Raw genomic sequence first — 21,161 nt, 5'->3', positions numbered from 1 at the left:
TCGTATTATTTATGATCCTAATGAATTATTCTAATGGATTATCTTCTACAATAAATCTTTTGCCAAGCCACCACATTACGCCGCTAATGACCAGGAAATATAAAGGCATTATCAGCAATGAACCGTTGTGGAGAGCACCCATTCCCCAGGTCGTAAGGCTTACCAGCAAGTAGTAGCCCAAACTGAATATGGCACCCGCTGTGCCAATTACATCATGAAAATGAACAAGGGCAAGACTTAGACAATTAGGCAAAGCAATACCTGCACCAATCAACAGAACAAACATAGCCGTTAACATGCAGATGATCTGCAAAAGGGTGGGCAGCATAGACATACTGCTTCCAAGGGTTAGGAGCAGAGCCCCGCTGGTCATGATCAGACAACCCAAACGAATAATCTTTTCCGGTGCGTAAACGGTTAATAATCTTTTGGAGATCATTGCCCCGACAACCGATGCCAAGGCCACAATAATGCCCAGAAAACCATAAACGCCTGGCGACAGATCAAAGTGTTCAATAAAGATGAAGGGAGCTTCGGCATAATAACTGAATAAAACTCCGTTAATACCACCAATCAATACCCCAAACACCAGTACACGCGGCATAGCGAGCATCTTTTTTACAACCGGAAGTATAGCCACCTTGGATCGTAAAGAGACGTTCGTTGTCTCTGGCAGTTTAAGAAAAGCATATATAAACAACAAAACGCTCATCAATACTAACGCAAAGAATACCCATCTGAAGCCAAGGGCCTGATCAATCCAACCGCCAATAAGCGGTCCAACTGCCGGCGTAAAGGCGATGACAGCAGATATTTGGGCAAACATAACATGTCTTCGATCTCCAGATACACTTTCTCGAAGCATGGTTTGTGTGATAATCGATCCAGTTGCGGCACCGAAAGCCTGAACGAAACGGCTGACGAGGAGCCATTGAATCGATTCCGAATAAAAGCACATCAAGCTTCCAATCCCATATATGATGAGACCCGCCAGCATTGCAGGTCTGCGACCGATCAAGTCGGACAGCCAGCCCCAGCAAAAAACACCCAAGGCAAATCCTATAAAATAGATGCTTAACGTGAATTGTACGGAACTATTTGTTACACCAAGTGCTGCTGCGATATCTGGCAGCGATGGAGTGTAGATGGTCTCACTGATTTGTGGAAATGCTACAAGAACAATCATTAAAAGCAAAGATGGTACTGCATATTTCTTCATTATATATTAGCCCTCCTACAAGCCTATACTCTGTTTTATGACAACAAGAATATGAGCCTAGCTAGGGAAAGGGGGGCATCATGATGGCGAGGCGACTATATATCATCATGGGTTGAATTACCTTTCATCGTTATAAGTGTAGGAGGGTTTGACAATCATGGTTAATACTCGGCCTAGGTTAACATGCTTGATAGGGCTAGTCAACCAGCTCAGGCTAGTGATACGGTTAAGCAGTTTTGTCCCAACCTCTTGACAGAATCGCACCAATAGCCATGGCACTGATCATTCTGCCAGATGTAAGCACCAACGTAGGATCGAACAACTCAAACAAAGATGTAGAGATATAAAGAATCGGAATCAATAGTTTCCGACCTGATTCGTGCAATGGCTTCTTGCTGCCTTGGATAACGCCCCACAAAATAAGTACGACAATTAATAAAGAGATGGTTAAAGATAATGGATTCATAGGAAACACCTCGTCTGTTTTTTGTGTAACCTAAGTATCGAGGATATTTGAAATTCAGTTAAGTGTACAAAGTAATTCGTTAAGGAGACTATTGTCATTTTTTCGCCAAACAGCGTGTTTTTTTGGATATGTTGACTTTTTGTTGCAGTGCTGGAGCACTATAAAATCTCAAACGGTCGCATCATTTCGTAGTCTTCATGCTCAAGCATGTGACAAGGGGCGGATCTAGCCCTTTTTTTGAAGATGACGTAAATAGCCTTGTCAATACACAAAGAGTTGAATACCTTATGACATAACACAAAAGAGGAGGAGATTACATGAGCGAAGTAGGATATGGAAATGTTGGAGGTCTGGGTGGATACGGTGGCTTCACATCCACCGGCGCAATCCTTGTTCTGTTCATCTTGTTGGTCATCATCTCTAAAGCGTTCCTGGTTTAATTCTTTCATCTTCTGAACAACCCTGCTGGCATCACGCCGGCAGGGTCTTTTTGTCATGATTGTATGACCTTCGAAGGCTTAATCAGGACTTGTGTTCATACAAAATACAATTTGAAAGCGTTTGACTTATTGAATTATCAATCTATAATTATGGAGTTATGCATTCAACATAGAATGGATGAAGTTAAGGAGAATAGGTTGGAATGACACTCAAAAAAAGAATCTTTTTGCTGTTTTTTCTCAGTGCGTTTATCCCCTTCATTAGTATATTTGCAATTTCCTACTACACCATTGATTCCATTTTTGCGAACAAAATCGATGATGGCATTCGGAGCAATTTACAGCAGGTAACTTCCTCACTGGAGAATTCGATCACCAACCTGAATCATGTTACTCAGCAATTGTCCTACAGTGGTACATTAGGCAAGAAGCTGGATGAGGTGTTGAAACCGTCCTCCAATATATTTGAATTGATTGAAACGCGGGATGAATTAAAGAGCGAATTAAATGTCGTGACGTTTACCAATCCGAATATCGGTTTGACGTTGTATTATTTTCAGGAGGATGGCACGACACAGTTCGGCAACTTTCCCATAAAGGATCGCTTTTCACCGGAATCTTTGCCTGTGCTATCCAAAGCATACGGGATTACCTACTATGGTCCTCATGTCAGTATGAACCGATTTGATGATCAGCTCGTTCTATCCGCTATGCGGAAGGTGAAATTGCCCCAGAGGGACGATGTTTATATTTACGTTGAATCCGGATTTCACCTTGCGCAGGATATATTGGGTTACAATCAGTACAAAGGGGATTTATCCCATCTGATTCTCGATGGAGAGGGAAACATTGTGTATAGTGAGATTCCGGAAGCGATGAAAGTCGGGGAGAATTTCTCCAGCTTATCCAAAGATGCGGCATCGGACGGAATAGCTCGCGGTCACCATTGGTTCAGGCAGGATTCCACTCAGAACTGGAGTGTTGTGTCGGTGATCTCACAGGCCAAGTATCAACAGGAGAAAAACCAGTGGTTGCTTCAAATATTCCTGGTCGCTTTATTTTTCCTGGGCTTTACCGTATTTCTGGCTTGGCTGCTGTGGAAGATGGTCTATAAACCCCTCGGTCTGTTCCATTCGGAAATCAACGGAATGTCTCAAAATCCACAAACGGCAGGTAGTCAGACCCGAACGCAAATTCCCGAATTCGATTTTCTGTTGGGCGAATTCTCCAATATGCAGCATCAAATCGGTGACCTTTTCAAAGAGGTACAGCTGAAGGAGAAAATTCGTGCAGATCTTGAAGTGGAAAAGCTGCTGTATCAGATTAATCCTCATTTTTTGATGAATACACTGGATACGGTACACTGGCTGGCCGTTATGAATGGACAAGGGGAGATTGACAAGCTGGTGCAGTCGCTGAATAAGCTGTTGTATTATAATTTAGGCAAATTAGGTCAGGTTTCCACGATGGAAGAGGAAATTGACGCGCTTAGACAGTACTTGATCTTGCAGCAAATCCGATATGACTTTGAATTTGATGTGCGTATTTCGGCTGATGAGCAAGTGCTTCAAATACCAGTACCTCGTTTTATTCTACAGCCGTTGGTTGAAAATTCACTTTACCATGGACTGAGTGACGAAGGTTTTATTCAGATTGAAGTGACTCGCAAAGAAACGTTGAACATTATGATTCAGGATAATGGAGCAGGTATGACGGAGGAAGCGATTGAAAGGCTTCTGAATAATCGTACACCTGAGCATAAAAAAGTAGGCATGGGCATCGGGCTCAATTATGTTCACCGCATGTTAAAAGCACAGTACGGGGATCAAGCTCAACTGGTGATCGAGAGTGAGTTGGGAACTGGGACAAGTATATTGCTTATACTTCCTATCAAAGGAGAAGATATCTCGGCATGATTAAGGTATTGATTGTGGATGACGATAAATTGGTACGAAAAGGAATAAGCTCCGCGATGCCATGGAACGAGTTCGGCATGGAGGTTGTTGGAGAAGCAAGTAATGGGGCCAAGGCGCTGGAGTTTCTGGAATCCAACACGGTAGATCTGATGTTAACGGATCTTGCGATGCCGGTAATGTCAGGCATTGAGCTAATGCGAGCCGCAAGGCAGCACTACCCGGAACTTCATATTGTCGTGCTTACCCTACATCAGGATTTTGATTACATCCAGGAAGCACTCAGGCTGGGAGCGATCGACTATATAGCCAAGGTTCAGCTTGAGAAGGAGCAATTTGAACACGTCCTGAATCGGATACATACCCGAATTGGTGAGATGGCTAATACAAGACGAAAGCTGCCGTTACTCAGTGAAACCAACGTTCATTACCGTAAAGTGTATGCACTTGTTTCACTGGACCGGAAGTCCGGACAGAGCTGGCCGATTGAACTTGAATCCAATGTAGACGAGATTCGATTTGAAGTGGAACGGAACAGCTGGATGTGGGCGACACCCCTGGATGGCGAGGATCAACTATTCGACAGATTGAAGGGATACTTGGACCAAATTCCGCAAGCAGCCCTGCTGGTATTGTCTGATGTGCAAGAACGGACATGGTCGCAAATCCAAAACTGGATTATGAACTATACAGAAACGTCCTTATTTTATGCGTATGACCCTCAAAATCCGGTGGTTGCCGTTTCGCTAGATGAAGAAGACTCCTTTCCAATAGAACCACAGGATGAGGACATGGATCGGATTAAACGAAGTTGGTTTCTGTCTCCATGGACTCATAATGACCATTATTACAACCAGCTTGTTGAAGAATTTAAATCATTAAGACTGCAAAAAGGTCAGCTGATGGGATTACTGTACTCTCTGGTCATGGAGTGGAACCATCTTTTTGCCCAGACTACGCTGGGCAGAATCTCCATGATCCATTCTTTTCAATCCTGGTACGAAGTAGAACAGTGGATCAAGCAGACCTCTGAGAGTATTCGAAAGGCGGATGAACAGAGTTCGTATTCTCAGGAAATGATAGATGGGGTGAAAAAAGCCGTGATGATTATGCAGAATGATTTGGATCAGGCTTTTACAGCTTCAGGGCTGTCCCAGCAGCTCAACATTAGCCGAAGCTATTTCAGCCAATGCTTCAAGGACATCATGGGAAAAACCTTTAACGATTATTCCCGATATATACGAATGGAGAAGTCAAAAGAGTATTTATTGAACACAAACAACACGATTTTCTGGATTGCAGAGCGGGTGGGTTATACGGATGAGAAATATTTCAGCCGAATTTTTCGCGAACTGACAGGCTTGCTGCCTAGTGAATTTCGACAGCTGGGCAGAGGGGACAAATAGCGTAGGTTCCGCATACCCAACTGAGAATCCGGATGAAAGAAGGGAAAGAGATGATCAAGAAGATGGCTGCGTGTCTTGTTGTCGTCAGCTTGATTGCAGGTATAGTATTTTTTAGCATTTCGTACTATCGGGAATCTCTGGAATCGTCAATGGGACAAGCGCCAACCATATCTGACACTGCCGCCACCGAGCCATTCAGCAAATATGAACATCCGGTCTCCATCCGGTTGGGATATGTGGTCGATCCGACAGGAACGGATCTCTCTGAAGGAGAGACATTAGAGAAGAATATGTGGAAAACGGTGATTAAGCAAAACCTTAACATGGATGTTGAAGTCATGTGGCAGGTATCCAAGGAGAATTTCGGTCAGAAAATTGATTTGGCTATCGCCAGCAATGATTTGCCAGATGCAATGATCGTTAATCAGGTTCAGTTGAATGAGATGGTCAAAGCAGGAGAAATTGAAGATCTGACCGAGGCATATGCAAGCAGCGCTTCACCCGAGATGAAGAAAATTATCGACAGCACGAATGGATTGGCTCGGGAACAAGTGACCTTTGAAGGGAAAATGATGGCTGTACCGTCTGTCACGGCGGAAGATTTCAGCATGCTCTGGATCAGGCAGGACTGGCTGGATCGTCTTGGATTGAAACCACCAAAAACGGTGGATGAACTGGAAGCAATCGCAAAGGCTTTTGTGGAGCAGGACCCGGATGGAAACGGGAAACGGGATACGATCGGGCTTGCTTCAAGCACGGGTCTATTTCAGGATTTTAACAACAGCACATTTGCTTTTGATCTAACGCCGATCTTCTCGGCTTATGGGGCTTTCCCCGGATATTGGCTCGAAAAAGATGGAAAACCTGTGTACGGCTCGCTGCTGCCAGAGACAAGGAACGCCTTGGTCAGGCTTCGTGATATGTATGCCAAAGGTCTCCTTGATCCAGATCTGGGCATCCGCAAAGAGCCAGAGGAAACCGTCATTAACGGACAGGCGGGCATGTTCTTTCAAGGTTTCTTTGCAGGATACTGGCCGCTTCCAAGCGCTTGGCTGAATGATCCAAAGGCTAACTGGCAGGCCTACGCGCTCCCGCTGGATGCAAACGGAGCCTATCATGTGAAGGTCGATAATCCTTCAAGCTCTTTCCTTGTGGTTCGAAAGGGATACGCTCATCCGGAGGCGATCATTAAAATAAACAATCTGTACCTTCGTGATGAGTTCAAGTATGGTACGAGTTTTATGCTAAGTCGCAATTTCTTTGCTCCGGCAGATGAAGCCCGATATGAATCCAAAGCTGTGCAGGATATTCTGGCAGGCACCAAAACACCAGCCGATTTCAAGGACAAGTCCGAATATAAACTGCTGGAAAATACAGTTTCTACGATAAAACAAACCAAGCTAAAGCCTTATGACCAACTTGGCATTTCGTATTGGGACCAGCACAATGAGAACTTTATGCGAGGTTACTCTCTTCTCGTCGGCGGAAGAAACTTCTTTGATCCGAACATCCATAAAGTACGAAGTCTTACTTACAAGCGTACACCAGCAGTGGAGAGGTTGTGGGGCAAACTGTCCAAGCTGGAACATGATACATTTTTGAAAATTATTTTAGGTGCTGCGCCGATGGATTCATTCGATCAATTTGTAGAGGAGTGGAAGGAACAGGGCGGCGACCAAGTGACTGCTGAAGTGCTGGCTTCCCACAGTGCACACTTGAAGTAGCTAAGCATTAGACGATTCGATAACTTCTACAGGACTGATTCTGAATTCCCATCCATAGCTGGCATTCTCCTGTTCAAGGAGCTTGCTGGTTTTTTTATTTCACGTGCCTGATGAAGAGAGGGTAGACGAATGTAAGTCGATAGGTAAGATAAATGCTCACAACCTCAATGCGGCTCGTTGAACCCAGCAAAAATTGTACACATTTCTCTATCCAAACAAGCGTTTAATCCCTATCTCGATTAGGCTTCTCCAAGTTTTATAATGAAAGCGCAAACAACATGATAGAGAAAAAAACAGAACGAAGGGGAGTTGAATTTGATGAGAAATAAGTGGTCAATAAAAAGCAAACAGTTGACGAAACGACTGGCTGTGCTGTCCATGTCCGCCTTAATGGTTTCCATCCTTGCAGCATGTGGGGGGGCCTCCAATCCGCCGACTGCTGAGGATGCAGGCCAATATGAGGTGACACCTGGAGACCCGTTCAGTGCCTATAAAGACGAAGTAACGGTAACGATGGGACGTGTTACGACGGCGAACCCGAAATTGCCCGCAGGAGATACATACGAGAATAATGCGTATACCCGTCTGGTCAAAGAATCGTTCAACGCACAAATTAAGGACCAATTTGAGGCCAATGGTGAAGATTACAGCCGTCAAGTTTCTCTTGCAATCGCTTCCGGGGAACTGCCTGACATGATGCGTGTGGATTCCAAGGATGAGCTCAAAGAACTGGTTGATAATGACTTGATTGAAGATATGACGGAAGTGTACAAACAATATGCTACGGATAATATCAAGCAGATTTACGACTCCTATGATGGCCGTGCACTGGACAATGCCACGATTGATGGACGTCTGATGGGTCTTCCGGCGACTTCGCTGGATTCCGCGCCAACCATGGTCTGGGTTCGGCAGGATTGGCTGGATGTGCTGGGAATCAAACTCGATGCTGACGGAGACGGTGCCATCAAGCTGGAAGATGTAGAGAAAACAGCAGAAGAGTTCCTGAAAAAAGATCCTGGGCAAACCGGGAAACCGGTAGGTATCCCTTTTGTGAACACTCTGAATACGACAGACTATAACGGATCTGCCTATACCATGCTGGGCGTTGCTTCTACCAAAGGCGCGTTTCCTCAATATTGGATGAATGGCGAGGATGGCAGCATCGTTTATGGTTCGACTACAGCGGAAACCAAACAGATGCTGGGCGTTATGGCCGACTGGTTCAAGAGAGGCATCATTGACCCGCAATTTGGAACCCGTACATTTGACGATATCACTGCACTTTACACCAACGGCCAGAGCGGGATTGCTTTTGGACCGTGGCACATTCCAGACTGGGGACTGAGCAGTGTCAAACAGATGGATAAACACGCGAAATTCACGGCTTACACGCTGGAAGATGAAGACGGAAAAGTAAACGTAGCACACGCCAATCCATCCGGTCAGTTTATCGTTGTAAGAAAAGGATATGAACACCCGGAACTCGCGATTAAAATTATTAATCTGTTCTACGATAAATTGGCAAATGATAAAGATGTGGCAACTTCCATGCCAGAAGCAGCCAAGTATTTGGAAAGCGGCGTAGACGGTTCCACCAGACCTTTTAACATTGAAGTCAACTCGGCAACATCACTGCTGGATGATTATTCCGACGTTGTTCGCGGAATTAAAGGTGAAATCGGTTTGGATCAGGTCCGGACAACGGAATCGAAGAACAATATTGGCAGTATCCAAACGTACTTGAAAGACCAGGATACAGACGATATAACGGCTTGGTCGAAATATCACTCCCGTATGAACGGAGTGGGGTTGATCGACAAGCTGACGCAGGAAGGCAAATTCAACTGGATGACGCCAGCCTTCTCCGGAACTACACCAAGCATGAAACAGACGTGGGCTAACCTGACCAAAATGGAACAGGAATCTTTCATCAAAATCATAACGGGTGCGGAACCGCTGGATTATTTCGAAACGTTCGTCAGCAACTGGAAGAAACAAGGCGGCGATCAGGTGATTCAGGAGATTGAAGCTGAAACCAAAACTCAAAAATAATAAGGCTAACACTGCTGACAGGCTGCGATAAGCAGCCTTTCTTCAGGAAAGGGGTTCATCCATGAAACAGGAAAATGTTAAAGCAAGAAACCGATTGGGCACAGGTGCCATGTATCATATGATGATGCTGCCGGGCATTTTATTTTTGCTGGTATTCAGCTACATTCCCATGGTTGGTGTCATCACAGCGTTTCAGGATTATGTACCAGCCAAAGGCATGTTTGGCTCCGAATTTGTTGGGCTCAAGCATTTTATTTATATGTTCAAACTGCCGGACATCGGCCAAGTGATTAGCAATACGTTGGTGATTGCCATCGCCAAGATTCTGCTCGGCACACTGATGGCCATCATTTTTTCCATTTTATTAAACGAGATTCGCTTTAAATTTGTTAAAAAATCCGTGCAGACGATTGTATATCTGCCTCACTTTTTGTCTTGGGTCGTTCTGGCCTCCGTGGTTGTAAACATGTTCAGCCTGGATGGAAGTGTGAATCAGATATTGGCCTTTTTCGGATTGGATAATATTAATTTTCTAGGAAGCAACACCTGGTTCCAGCCGCTGATTATTGGAACAGACGTATGGAAGGAATTTGGTTACAGTTCCATCGTTTATTTGGCTGCCATTACCTCGATTGATCCCGGTTTGTACGAAGCGTCAGGGATTGATGGAGCAAGCTGGTGGAGAAAAGTATGGCATATTACGTTGCCGGGTATGCTGCCAATTATCCTGCTCATGGGGGTCATGAGTCTGACCAATATTTTGAGTGCAGGCTTCGACCAAATCTACAATCTGTACAACCCGGTGGTCTATGAGTCGGGAGATATTCTGGATACCTATGTATACCGGATTGGTCTCGTTGGCAGACAGTATAGTTTTGGTACAGCTGTTGGACTGTTCAAGTCAGTGATTGGTATTGTTCTACTATTGTCAGCCAACCAATTGGCCAAAAAATACACCGACAGAAAAATATTCTAAGGAGGCGAAACTTGTGTCTTATTCCGCAAGCCTGAAAGACCGAATGGGCCGGTTTGTCATCTACGCCATCGTCATATTGCTGGCTTTGATCTGCCTCCTTCCATTATGGAATATCGTTGCGATTTCATTCAGCAGCAGCGAGGCTGTCTCGGCCAACAGCGTAGGTCTGTTACCCGTCAATTTTACAACAGCAGCTTATTCGAGAATTATTGATGATGCGCAGTTCTGGCGCTCCTTTGGCATTTCCGTTCTACGTGTGGTTCTATCCCTTGTGCTCAACATGATTCTTATTGTTTTGATGGCTTATCCGCTATCTAAGTCGAAAAGGGAATTTAAGGGCAGAAATATTTATATGAATGTCATGATTTTTGCCATGCTGTTCAGTGGTGGGATGATTCCCAGCTATCTGCTGATCAAAAACCTGGATATGCTCAATACAATTTGGTCGCTTGTTCTGCCAGGTGCTGTTCCAATATTCAGTGTCATCCTTGTGATGAACTTTTTCGCCGCAGTGCCGAAAGCGCTCGAAGAAGCGGCTTTCATTGACGGGGCGAACGCATTGCAGGTTCTGTTCAAAGTGTATGTTCCCGTGTCTATTCCGGCACTGGCGACGGTATCCCTGTTCAGTATCGTGGGCACGTGGAATGACTTCTTCAGTGGACTGATCTATATGACCAAAGTCAGCAATTATCCGCTGATGACCTATATTCAGTCGCTTAATGTAAATATTGCCGAACTTCTTCAAGCCGGCACAAACTCCGCTCAGCTCAGCAATCTGACTGAGATTTCGAACAAAAATCTGAATGCAGCCAAAATCGTAGTGGCTGTCATTCCGCTGCTGCTAATTTATCCGCTGCTGCAAAAATACTTTGTGACCGGAATTGTTGTGGGGTCGGTAAAAGAATAATAGTGAATAGAACGGAATTCGGATGAGCAGAATCTGGTTCAAGAGAAAGGTGGTGCGTAATGGGAACTAAAAAATGGTGGAAAGAAATTGTCGTATATCAAATTTATCCACGCAGCTTTCAGGACAGTAATGGTGATGGAATCGGGGATTTGAAAGGTATATTATCCCGGCTCGATTATTTGAAGGATCTGGGCATCGGTGCGATCTGGCTGTCACCGGTGTGCAAGTCTCCGCAAGATGACAACGGCTATGACATTTCGGATTACCAGGATATTGATCCGATGTTTGGTTCACTTGAGGATATGGAATTGCTGATTCAGGAAGCAGGCAAGCGGGATATCCGAATCATCATGGATCTGGTGCTTAACCACTCCTCGGATGAACACCCCTGGTTTAAGGAAGCGCGGAAAAGTAAAGACAATCCATACCACGACTATTATGTGTGGAGAGATGGTGTGGAAGGAACACCACCTAACGATTTAGGTTCAACCTTCGGTGGTTCGGCCTGGGAATGGGTGCCCGAGCTGGGGCAGTACTATTTGCATCTTTTCTCTGTTAAGCAACCGGATCTGAACTGGGAGAACCCCAAGGTACGGCAGGAGATATACGATATGATTCAATGGTGGATGGATAAAGGTGTAGGCGGTTTCCGTCTGGATGTCATTGATCTGATAGGCAAGGAGCCTGACCTCAAAATTACAGGCAATGGGCCAAATCTGCGCAAATACATGCGTGAACTCAGTAAAGAAACCTTCCAAAAGGCTGATCTGCTAACTGTCGGAGAAACATGGGGAGCAACGCCCGAGAGCGCCAAACTTTATAGCAACCCGGACGGCAGTGAACTATCTATGGTCTTCCAATTTGAACATATTAGTCTGGATGAGCAGGCGGGGAAAGGCAAGTGGGACCTCCAGCCGCTGGATCTGCTTCAATTAAAGAAGGTGTTGTCCAAATGGCAAACCGAGTTGAAAGGCGAAGCCTGGAACAGCTTGTTCTGGAACAACCATGATCTTCCACGAATCGTGTCCCGTTGGGGAGATGACGGGGAATATCGTGTGGAGTCTGCCAAAATGCTGGCCACTCTTCTTCATGGCATGCAGGGTACGCCATATGTGTACCAGGGTGAAGAATTAGGCATGACGAATGTACGTTACAACATTGAAGAATACCGTGATATTGAGCTGCTGAATCTGTATAAGGAACGGATTGGGAATGGATATTCGAAGGAAGACGTAATGGAATCCATTTATGCCAAAGGCCGTGATAACGCACGCACGCCGATGCAGTGGGATGCTTCCGAAAATGCAGGCTTTACGGAAGGCAAGCCATGGATTTTGGTGAATCCGAATTATACTGAGATTAATGCGGAAGAATCTATAAATTATCCGAATTCCATTTACCAGTACTATAAAACACTGATTCAGCTGCGAAAAGAGCATGAAGTAATCATCTATGGGGATTATGAACTGCTGTATCCTGAAGACACGAACCTCTTCGCTTACACCCGAATACTCGGTGGAACACAACTGCTAGTACTGTGCAATTTCTATGGCAAAATTGTTCCATTCCAGATTCCAAGCGAATTTGCAGGGGATAAAACATTATTAATTAGTAACTATTCGGACGTTGTTTCAGAAAACGCACTTCGTCCGTATGAAGCCAGGATGTATCTGCTCGGGTAGCGCAAAGATAAGGGTTGAAGGCGTATAGCCTTCAACCCTTATCTTTTGACGAAAAGAAGCTTCTGCAAGAAGACATCCAGTGCCATCGATTGGGAATGCTCTTTGTTGCGAATGATGGAGAAGCTGCGTTCCAGATGCGGCTGTCTGATTCGCAGCTCTTCGACTTCCCCGGTTGCCAGCTCCTTATGAACGATCCATCTGGATACCATCGCAATTCCGAGCCCGGAAGCGACAGATTCTTTCACACCTTGACTGCTGGTGAAGACATAGGACCGCTTAGGACGGATCGCTGTCTGTTCCATAAAATGATCGCTGAAAGCACGTGTTCCCGAACCCAACTCACGAAGGACCCAGACCTGATCCTGAAGCATGTTCTGCTCTACCACGATGGAACCGGAGAGGGGATGGCCGGAAGGAGCTACAACAATCATTTCATCCTTCATGTAAGGGATAACGTCAAGATCTGACGAGGCTTGCACTTCACCCTCCACAAATCCAATATCCAGCTGATTTCCCCTAACCGCAGACAGAATCTCCTGGGTATTGCCAATAGTAACCTGAAGGTTGACCTGCGGATATTGAGCTGCGAATTCTGCCAGCTTCTTAGGCAAAATATATTCACCAATGGTGAAGCTGGCTCCGATCTGAATACTTCCGGTCACCTCATCCCGCAGCATTTGAATCTCCTGCCTCGCTTCATCGTAGCGAGCCTGAATGACCTTGGCATGTCTGTAGAGGATCGCCCCCGCTTCAGTGAGAGACACCTGCTTTGGCGAACGATGTAGTAGCTTTGCTCCCAACTCATTCTCCAGATTTTTGATATGGAGGCTCACCCCCGGCTGGGACAGGTTCAACAGTTCTGCCGCCTTCGAGAAATGGCTTTGCTCCGCGACGGTTACGAAGACCTTTAATGCATCAGTAATCATTATAATTCCTCATTTGAATAGTGAATTTTCATGGAAATAAGCCCATTGAACTCATTTTAGCATAAGATAGGCAATCAATCATAAGTTTTTGTAATGATTAGGATTGCAGATTCATATTTCACTTCTTATCATTCTGCTTCTATAGTGAGGATATACTTTATCCAATAAGGAAGTGCAGAGCTATGATCTTACAGACACAGTTGAGATTCGTCAAAAATATAAAAGTGGTTAGAAACCGGGGATTTTTGCAGGGGATTGGACTGACCTTACTGCTTTCGTTCATTGCCAAGCTGCTGGGTTATCTGCCGTTTCTGAATATCATGGGTCAATTGGTTATTGCCATTCTGCTTGGCATCCTGTATCGGGCCATACGAGGCGTACCGCAGACCGCTCAATCCGGGATCTCCTTCTCGGGAAAACGATTGCTGCGATTCGGCATCATTCTGCTGGGGCTGAAGCTGAACCTGCTGGATATTGTCCATGCAGGCTACAAAGTGGTTGCGCTAGCGGCAATCAATGTTACGATTACGATTTTTGTCGTCTACGGACTGAGCAAGTGGTTAAAGATCGATAAACGAATAGGACTGCTGACCGCATGTGGAACAGCCATCTGCGGTGCCGCAGCCGTGGTCGCGATTGCGCCACAGATCAAGGCTAAGGATGAAGAAACCGCAGTAGGTGCAGCCACGGTGGCTATATTGGGCACCATTTTCACTCTGGCTTATACATTCCTGTATCCGGTATTGGGTTTAAGTGCGAATGGATATGGCGTATTCACAGGCGCTACACTGCATGAAGTGGCCCATGTCATCGCGGGGGCTGCACCAGGAGGGCAAGCAGCACTGGATATGGCAGTTATCGTGAAGCTAACCCGGGTCGCCATGCTGGTGCCGATTGCGCTGATCATCGGTTTGTGGAGTGGACGACAGGCGCGTGGGGGAGAGCAAAAATCAGCTAAAGGAATCCGGTGGCGTGAATTGCCCGTACCCTGGTTCATTTTCGGTTTTCTGGCGATGAGTGGATTAAATACGCTGGATATTATTCCGCAAGAGGTGATCGCGGGGCTTCTGGTTCTTTCCTATATGCTGCTTGCGATGGCCATGGCTGGATTGGGGTTAGGTGTGGATATTGCAACCTTCCGCCGTCTGGGCAAAAAGCCTTTCTTGGCAGGGCTGCTTGGCTCTATTGTTTTGTCGGTAATCGGCTTCGTGCTGGTTTGTGGTTTTGGCCTGAACTAGGTCGTTTGTTTAAACTCAGGCAAGCCACCACGAACACTCTTCTGCAAGCCAAATGACTCAACCAAACACAACAAAAAGCACGCATTGACTCTTAGGGGATCAAGGTGTGCTTTTTGTTGTTCGACAGATAATGATCATCAGATCCAGAAGAACACGACCAATGAAGTGACGAACATCATGCGAATATCATGCCGGAAATATAAATATTTTCCTTTTATGGTTGAAAAGTCCGAAATGCACACAGGAAAGTCTGGATAACGATGTACTTTATGTTCGCAAGTATTCAGGTTGTTCGTAAACATCCGAAAAGGAACATTAGAAGTCCGAATACCGTATCTAGGGGTCCGATAAGGAGAATGGGAAGCGGTTTATACTGAAGTTAATCCAGCGATGGAAGATCCAAGTAAGATAGCAGGATGAGTATTTTAATAAGGGGGTGATGATCGGCGCAGAGAAATAGGCTGGAATTCTACCGTTCGTTTATTGAATAACAATTTTGCTAATAACCTGAGGAGGAATTTAATGCGCAACAAGTATATTGCATGGTCACTCGTATTGACACTACTAGTCTCGAATTTATTTCTGACTGTCGGATCCCCAGCTTCTGTATCAGCAGCCGGAGGACCAGACTTGGCACAGGGCAAAAATGTTACTGCGAGCGGATACAACCAAACATACAGCCCGACCAATGTGATTGACAACAACCAAGCAACCTATTGGGAAAGTACCAACAGCGCTTTCCCCCAATGGATTCAAGTGGATCTAGGAAGCAACACCAACATTGACCAAATCGTATTGAAGATTCCGACAGCATGGGAAAAGAGAACCCAAACCATAACCGTGCAAGGCAGCACGAACGGTTCAACCTTTACGGACATCAAGGGTTCCGCGGATTATGTATTTAATCCATCCGTTGGGGATAACTCGGTTACCGTCGATTTTCCTGCTGTCGAGACAAGGTACGTTCGCTTAAGCGTAACGGGTAATTCCGAGTGGCCTGCAGCTCAACTGTCCACATTTGAAATCTACGGCCCGAGCAGTGAGGGACCAACTGTACCTGGCCCCGATCCTGTGGATCCTCCACTTCCTACAGAGGGAAGCAACATTGCCATTGGTAAGTCGATTACTGCATCGTCCAGCACCTTAAACTTCGTAGCTGCGAATGCAAACGATAACAATATCAATACGTACTGGGAAGGCGGCAGCAATCCAAGCGCATTGACGCTGGATCTCGGTTCGAATCATAAGATTTCATCCATCGTGCTGAAGCTGAACCCGGATTCCGTCTGGAGCACGCGTACACAGACCATTCAAGTGCTCGGACATAATCAGGACACAACAACGTTCAGCAGTCTGGTATCCTCACAATCGTATACATTCAACCCAGCTTCCGGCAACACAGTGACCATTCCCGTATCAGCAACGGTTAAACGTCTGCAACTGAACATTACGGCGAACTCAGGCGCTCCGGCTGGGCAAATTGCTGAATTTCAAGTGTTTGGCACACCTGCACCCAATCCTGATCTGACGATTACAGGCATGTCCTGGTCTCCGTCTTCTCCAGTGGAGAACAACTCAATAACGCTTAATGCCATCGTCAAAAACATTGGCTCTGCCGCTTCTCCAGCTTCTAGCGTCAACTTCTATTTAAACAATGAACTGGCTGGTTCATCACCGGTAACTACTCTGCAAGCAGGGGCTTCAACAACGGTCTCGCTTAATGCAGGTAATAAAGGAGCTGCATCATATACGCTCAGCGCCAAGGTGGATGAGAATAACCAGATCATCGAAGAGAATGAAGGAAACAACAATTACACACACTCCTCAGCTTTGGTGGTTGCGCCAATCACAAGTTCTGATCTTGTAGGCACGGTCTCTTGGAGTCCCAGCAACCCTACAGCAAACAGTGCAGTAACGTTTACGGTTAATCTGAAAAATCAAGGCAACATGGCCTCCGCAGGCGGTGTGCACGGAGTTACGGTTGTTCTCAAGAATGCTGCCGGAGCCACGCTTCAGACGTATAACGGTTCCTATAACGGCACATTGGCACCAGGAGCTTCAGTCAATGTCAATGCTGGAACGTGGACTGCTGCCACCGGTAATTACAATGTGACAACAACCGTAGCAGTGGATACTAATGAAGCTCCGGTAAAACAAACGAATAACGTAGTTACAACAAGTTTGAACGTATATTCTGCCCGTGGTGCAAGCATGCCTTATACCCGTTATGATACGGAAGATGCTACGCGTGGTGGCAGTGCCGCACTGAAGTCCGCACCGACTTTTGATCAGGCATTGACGGCTTCGGAAGCATCTGGGCAGAAATATATCGCTCTTCCTTCCAACGGTTCTTATGCACAATGGACAGTTAGACAAGGGGAGGGAGGCGCAGGTGTAACCATGCGCTTCACGATGCCGGATTCCGCAGATGGCATGGGGCTTAACGGTGCCCTTGACGTCTATGTTAACGGTTCCAAGGCCAAAACGGTTCCCCTGACCTCTTATTACAACTGGCAGTACTTCTCCAGCGATCATCCGGGAGATACGCCAAGTGCGGGACGTCCATTGTTCCGTTTTGATGAAGTGCACTGGAAAATGGATACGCCTTTAAAAGCTGGAGACACCATTCGTATTCAGAAAAACAATGGAGATAGCTTGGAGTACGGTGTGGATTTTCTCGAAATCGAACCCGTTCAGGCTGTGATTCCGCGCCCGGCTAACTCCGTCTCTGTAAGTGATTTTGGTGCGATTGCTAACGATGGAAAAGACGATCTTGCTGCATTCGAAGCGGCAGTCCAATCCGCGGTTTCCACAGGCAAGACGTTATATATCCCGGAGGGCACCTTCCATCTCAGCAATATGTGGAAGATTGGCACACCGACGAATATGATTAATAACCTCACCATTGTAGGTGCAGGGATCTGGCATACCAACATCCAGTTTACCAACCCCAATGCAGCCTCTGGTGGGATTTCGTTCCGTGTGCAGGGCAAGCTGGATTTCAGCAATATTTATATGAATTCCATGCTGCGTTCACGCTATAACGAAAATGCAGTCTACAAAGGTTTTATGGACAATTTCGGCAAAGATTCAAAGTTCAGCAATGTATGGGTCGAACACTTTGAATGCGGTTTCTGGGTAGGGGATTACGCCCATACACCTGCAATCATTGCCGATGGCCTGGTGATCGAGAACAGCCGTATTCGGAATAACCTGGCGGACGGCGTCAACTTTGCCCAAGGCACGAGCAATTCAACTGTTCGCAACAGCAGTGTTCGCAACAATGGTGATGATGGTCTGGCCGTATGGACCAGCAACGTGAACGGTGCGCCTGCAGGCGTGAACAACACCTTCTCGTTCAACACGATTGAGAATAACTGGCGCGCAGCAGGCATTGCATTTTTCGGTGGAAGCGGACATAAGGCAACCAACAACCTGATTGTTGACACGGTTGGCGGTTCGGCGATTCGGATGAACACTGTGTTCCCTGGATACCATTTCCAAAACAACACAGGTATTGTGTTCTCTGATACAACAATCATTAACAGCGGCACAAGCAAAGATCTGTACAATGGGGAACGCGGAGCCATTGATCTTGAAGCTTCCAACGATTCCATCAAGAACGTTACGTTTACCAACATCGATATTCTCAATACGCAGCGCAGTGCCGTTCAATTCGGATACGGCGGCGGTTTCCAGAACATTGTGTTTAACAACATCAATATTAATGGTACCGGTCTGGACGGAATTGAGACATCCAGGTTCACAACTCCGCATAAAGGTGCAGCCATTTACACCTATACAGGAAATGGCTCTGCCACATTCAATAATCTGACAACCAGCAACATTGCCAATCCTAATGTAAATCAGATTCAAAGTGGGTTTAATTTAATTATTCAATAAATTTTTTCAACAAAAACAGGGAGCTCTAAGAGTTCCCTGTTTGTTTAGGTTAAGTAGAGGAGGAAAGGGTGAACATGGATTCGGTTCTGAAATCCGGCAAGACAGTAACTGCCAAAGGAAGATTTAAGATGTCCCATATTTTTTTCTATAGTGACTTAGCGTAAGTAGAGGCCAAATATATGTATAGCTGTGATAGTAGGAATAGAAGTTGCCGGGGAGACCGGCGCCAGTTGGATAAGAGGTTTTCCAATCGTTTTCGCGTATGGATGCAATAAGCCTTAAGATGCCTTGATTCACCTCGGGTGTGGGTTTGGGTTGAACAGCTATAAGGGCATCAAGCGCCCAAGCAGTTTGGGAGGGAGTGCTTTCCCCTAAGGGTATATAGCGTAGAAGTCGGTCACTATGGCAGGATTCTCCCCATCCACCGTCGGAATTCTGGATGCTTAAGAGCCATTGGGTTCCTTTTTGTACTGTATCATGTCTTGCAGGTAGCCCAACAGCCGTAAGACCGGTTATTGCAGCCCAGGTACCGTAGATATAACATACACCCCATCTTCCGTACCATGAGCCATCCTTCTCCTGGTTTCGAATGAGCCATTTCGTTCCACGGTTGATCCATTCATGCCTGGTATCAAGCCCGGCAAAGTTTCCGAGATACTCCAGAGTACGTCCTGTTAGATCAGCCTCCGATGGGTCTGTAGCCGCAGATTTGGCACCGTCGATGGCGAGCCAGGTGAGCACTTCCTTGTTTGTATTTTTTTCGAATGCCGGCCAGCCGCCGTCTTTATTCTGCATGGACAGAACCCAATTCAGCCCGCGATTCCAGGATTCCTGAAAAGTTGGAAGCGTGGTGGACAAGCTTCGGATTGCCCGTAAAGCTGCTGTTGTATCATCCACATCTGGATTGAGCGTATTCGACTCCGAAAATCCCCATCCTCCAGGGACTGTATTCGGATTATGAATGCTCCAGTCGGCTGTTTTATCTTGCTGACGGGAGAGCAAATAGGAAGCCGCGCGTTGAATAGCCTTATGGTCCTCGGTAATGGAAGCCTCCTGTAATGCATAGGTGATCAGAGCCGTATCCCATACAGTGGATGGGGAGTTTTGAATCGTCGTTTTACCTTCAGAAGAACGGCACTGCATGGCAGTGAGTCCGGTTACGGCTTTTGTAATCAGGGGATGCTGCTTATCGTATTTTAGGGCCAAAAAGGCAAAAACCATCAGAATGGTACTGCTGGCATAACTGTATAAAGTGCCATCAGACTCAATCCGCTCTATCATAAACTGTTCCGCCTTGGTTCTTGCAGTGTCGTGAATGTGACGAGGATTGCCTAAGAGTCTGCTTCTCGCGGTTTGAATATCGTCCTGCATTTCCTGATATTCTCGGGAAGTTGATTCATCTGCAACAATTCGCAAGTCGGTCAGATCAGACAGATCGGGAGCATCTGGTATGGTGAGGGAGAAGCGCAGGTCTGCCATAATGAGCATTGGGGTGAGGTGGACTCTAGAATAACCGGAAAATTCGAAATAGTTGATGGGGAAATAGGTAGGGAACATTAATATCTCCAGGGGGATCATAGAGATGGATAAAGGCCATTTCATTTGTCCGGTAGCGGCGAGTATTGCTTTGGTCAAAATGCTCGTCACTTTCCCGATACCTCCTTTGGACTGAATATAACGTTTGGCCCTTTGGATTGGCTCGTCCGTACTCCGGCTGTATCCGGAGTATAGCAGGGCGTAGTAGGCTTCAACCGATGCAGATAAATTTCCTTCCTCTTCATCGGGGTATAGTCTCCAGCATCCATTCGGTTGCTGTTCGTTAAGGATACGATCATGTAACTGCCGGATCAGCGCTTCATTCTGAACATCCAATATCCGAAAGAGAATGATGACATAAGCATCAATTACCGTACCGTTCTCAAAACAAAAATGCCAGGAACCGTCTTGTTTCTGCTGTTGAAGCAAGGAAGTCGTCATCCGCCTAATTTCCTCATCAACTTTACTCAGTACATGCCCCATTCACGGATACCTCCAAAGTACGTCATTTTTATATTATATGATGACAAACAGGGGGAAATGAGGAGGCGACGAAAATGAGCGTAAATCCAGACGACTCTTGTTTTTTACAATTTAAAATAAAAAAATGAATTTTACTGTTGAAATTTCTTCCAATAAAGTGTATAAATATCTTTGTTAACGCTTACAAGAATTTGATCTATTGCTTTCTCCGAGACTCTTTAAAAAGGAGGTGTGAGTACTACGAACATGCAACAGCTGAAAAATGGACGACTTGCTTTGAAAAATGA

14 protein-coding genes are annotated in these 21,161 nt (G+C 45.9%); 10 read left to right on the top strand and 4 right to left on the bottom strand.

Annotated features, from left to right (window positions below; all coding sequences use genetic code 11):
- Positions 1 to 25: 25 nt before the first annotated feature.
- Together P5G61_RS28310 and P5G61_RS28305 are read right to left on the bottom strand one after the other, a co-directional pair.
- Complete coding sequence (locus P5G61_RS28310; protein WP_301249592.1) at positions 26 to 1,219, bottom strand: multidrug effflux MFS transporter; 1,194 nt, start codon at positions 1,217 to 1,219, stop codon at positions 26 to 28.
- A 226-nt stretch (positions 1,220 to 1,445) separates the two neighbouring features.
- Positions 1,446 to 1,685, bottom strand: a complete 240-nt coding sequence (locus P5G61_RS28305) for a CcdC protein domain-containing protein (protein ID WP_301249591.1) — start codon at positions 1,683 to 1,685, stop codon at positions 1,446 to 1,448.
- Positions 1,686 to 2,002: 317 nt separating this feature from the next.
- On the opposite strand from P5G61_RS28305, the gene P5G61_RS28300 reads away from it, so the two are divergent.
- From P5G61_RS28300 to P5G61_RS28265, 8 genes are all read left to right on the top strand, one after another.
- The gene (locus P5G61_RS28300; RefSeq protein WP_143805268.1) at positions 2,003 to 2,125 is read left to right on the top strand and encodes a sporulation protein YjcZ; all 123 of its coding nucleotides are present in this window, start codon (positions 2,003 to 2,005) and stop codon (positions 2,123 to 2,125) included.
- Between the two features lie 203 nt (positions 2,126 to 2,328).
- Entirely contained in the window at positions 2,329 to 4,041 is a 1,713-nt protein-coding gene (locus tag P5G61_RS28295; protein ID WP_301249590.1) for a sensor histidine kinase, read from the top strand.
- Positions 4,038 to 5,444: a response regulator transcription factor gene (locus P5G61_RS28290; protein WP_301249589.1), complete on the top strand. Its 1,407-nt coding sequence runs from the start codon at positions 4,038 to 4,040 to the stop codon at positions 5,442 to 5,444. The genes P5G61_RS28295 and P5G61_RS28290 overlap by 4 nt, the downstream gene beginning before the upstream one ends.
- Positions 5,445 to 5,494: 50 nt before the next feature.
- The gene (locus P5G61_RS28285) at positions 5,495 to 7,168 is read left to right on the top strand and encodes an extracellular solute-binding protein (RefSeq protein ID WP_301249588.1); all 1,674 of its coding nucleotides are present in this window, start codon (positions 5,495 to 5,497) and stop codon (positions 7,166 to 7,168) included.
- A gap of 318 nt (positions 7,169 to 7,486) precedes the next feature.
- A complete protein-coding gene (locus P5G61_RS28280) occupies positions 7,487 to 9,223 on the top strand; it encodes a type 2 periplasmic-binding domain-containing protein (RefSeq protein ID WP_024634328.1) in 1,737 nt (578 codons plus the stop codon).
- 61 nt (positions 9,224 to 9,284) lie between these two features.
- Positions 9,285 to 10,199 carry an ABC transporter permease gene (locus tag P5G61_RS28275; protein ID WP_079344427.1) on the top strand — a complete coding sequence of 305 codons (915 nt, stop codon included), beginning with the start codon at positions 9,285 to 9,287 and terminating at the stop codon, positions 10,197 to 10,199.
- Between the two features lie 13 nt (positions 10,200 to 10,212).
- Positions 10,213 to 11,106, top strand: a complete 894-nt coding sequence (locus P5G61_RS28270) for a carbohydrate ABC transporter permease (RefSeq protein WP_301249587.1) — start codon at positions 10,213 to 10,215, stop codon at positions 11,104 to 11,106.
- A gap of 59 nt (positions 11,107 to 11,165) precedes the next feature.
- A complete protein-coding gene (locus P5G61_RS28265) occupies positions 11,166 to 12,788 on the top strand; it encodes a glycoside hydrolase family 13 protein (protein ID WP_301249586.1) in 1,623 nt (540 codons plus the stop codon).
- 38 nt (positions 12,789 to 12,826) lie between these two features.
- Here the strand turns inward: P5G61_RS28265 and P5G61_RS28260 are convergent, their stop codons facing one another.
- Positions 12,827 to 13,714 (bottom strand): LysR family transcriptional regulator, encoded by an 888-nt coding sequence (locus tag P5G61_RS28260; RefSeq protein WP_301249584.1) that lies wholly within the window; start codon positions 13,712 to 13,714, stop codon positions 12,827 to 12,829.
- 182 nt (positions 13,715 to 13,896) lie between these two features.
- Between P5G61_RS28260 and P5G61_RS28255 the strand changes: the two genes are divergently transcribed.
- Entirely contained in the window at positions 13,897 to 14,952 is a 1,056-nt protein-coding gene (locus tag P5G61_RS28255; RefSeq protein ID WP_301249583.1) for a YeiH family protein, read from the top strand.
- A 522-nt stretch (positions 14,953 to 15,474) separates the two neighbouring features.
- Complete coding sequence (locus tag P5G61_RS28250) at positions 15,475 to 18,855, top strand: discoidin domain-containing protein (protein WP_301249582.1); 3,381 nt, start codon at positions 15,475 to 15,477, stop codon at positions 18,853 to 18,855.
- A gap of 123 nt (positions 18,856 to 18,978) precedes the next feature.
- Here the strand turns inward: P5G61_RS28250 and shc are convergent, their stop codons facing one another.
- A complete protein-coding gene (shc, locus tag P5G61_RS28245) occupies positions 18,979 to 20,874 on the bottom strand; it encodes a squalene--hopene cyclase (RefSeq protein ID WP_301249581.1) in 1,896 nt (631 codons plus the stop codon).
- Positions 20,875 to 21,161: the final 287 nt, after the last annotated feature.

It is taken from the genome of Paenibacillus vandeheii (assembly GCF_030433635.1).
Classification (GTDB): Bacteria; Bacillota; Bacilli; order Paenibacillales; family Paenibacillaceae; genus Paenibacillus; species Paenibacillus vandeheii.
This window is presented reverse-complemented; position numbering and strand designations above follow the sequence as displayed.

Excerpts from the sequence above, each read along its gene's own strand:
- P5G61_RS28310 (WP_301249592.1), bottom strand. The coding sequence starts at position 1,219 with ATGAAGAAATATGCAGTACCATCTTTGCTTTTAATGATTGTTCTTGTA.
- P5G61_RS28305 (WP_301249591.1), bottom strand. The coding sequence starts at position 1,685 with ATGAATCCATTATCTTTAACCATCTCTTTATTAATTGTCGTACTTATT.
- P5G61_RS28300 (WP_143805268.1), top strand. The coding sequence starts at position 2,003 with ATGAGCGAAGTAGGATATGGAAATGTTGGAGGTCTGGGTGGATACGGT.
- P5G61_RS28295 (WP_301249590.1), top strand. The coding sequence starts at position 2,329 with ATGACACTCAAAAAAAGAATCTTTTTGCTGTTTTTTCTCAGTGCGTTT.
- P5G61_RS28290 (WP_301249589.1), top strand. The coding sequence starts at position 4,038 with ATGATTAAGGTATTGATTGTGGATGACGATAAATTGGTACGAAAAGGA.
- P5G61_RS28285 (WP_301249588.1), top strand. The coding sequence starts at position 5,495 with ATGATCAAGAAGATGGCTGCGTGTCTTGTTGTCGTCAGCTTGATTGCA.
- P5G61_RS28280 (WP_024634328.1), top strand. The coding sequence starts at position 7,487 with ATGAGAAATAAGTGGTCAATAAAAAGCAAACAGTTGACGAAACGACTG.
- P5G61_RS28275 (WP_079344427.1), top strand. The coding sequence starts at position 9,285 with ATGAAACAGGAAAATGTTAAAGCAAGAAACCGATTGGGCACAGGTGCC.
- P5G61_RS28265 (WP_301249586.1), top strand. The coding sequence starts at position 11,166 with ATGGGAACTAAAAAATGGTGGAAAGAAATTGTCGTATATCAAATTTAT.
- P5G61_RS28260 (WP_301249584.1), bottom strand. The coding sequence starts at position 13,714 with ATGATTACTGATGCATTAAAGGTCTTCGTAACCGTCGCGGAGCAAAGC.
- P5G61_RS28255 (WP_301249583.1), top strand. The coding sequence starts at position 13,897 with ATGATCTTACAGACACAGTTGAGATTCGTCAAAAATATAAAAGTGGTT.
- P5G61_RS28250 (WP_301249582.1), top strand. The coding sequence starts at position 15,475 with ATGCGCAACAAGTATATTGCATGGTCACTCGTATTGACACTACTAGTC.
- shc (WP_301249581.1), bottom strand. The coding sequence starts at position 20,874 with ATGGGGCATGTACTGAGTAAAGTTGATGAGGAAATTAGGCGGATGACG.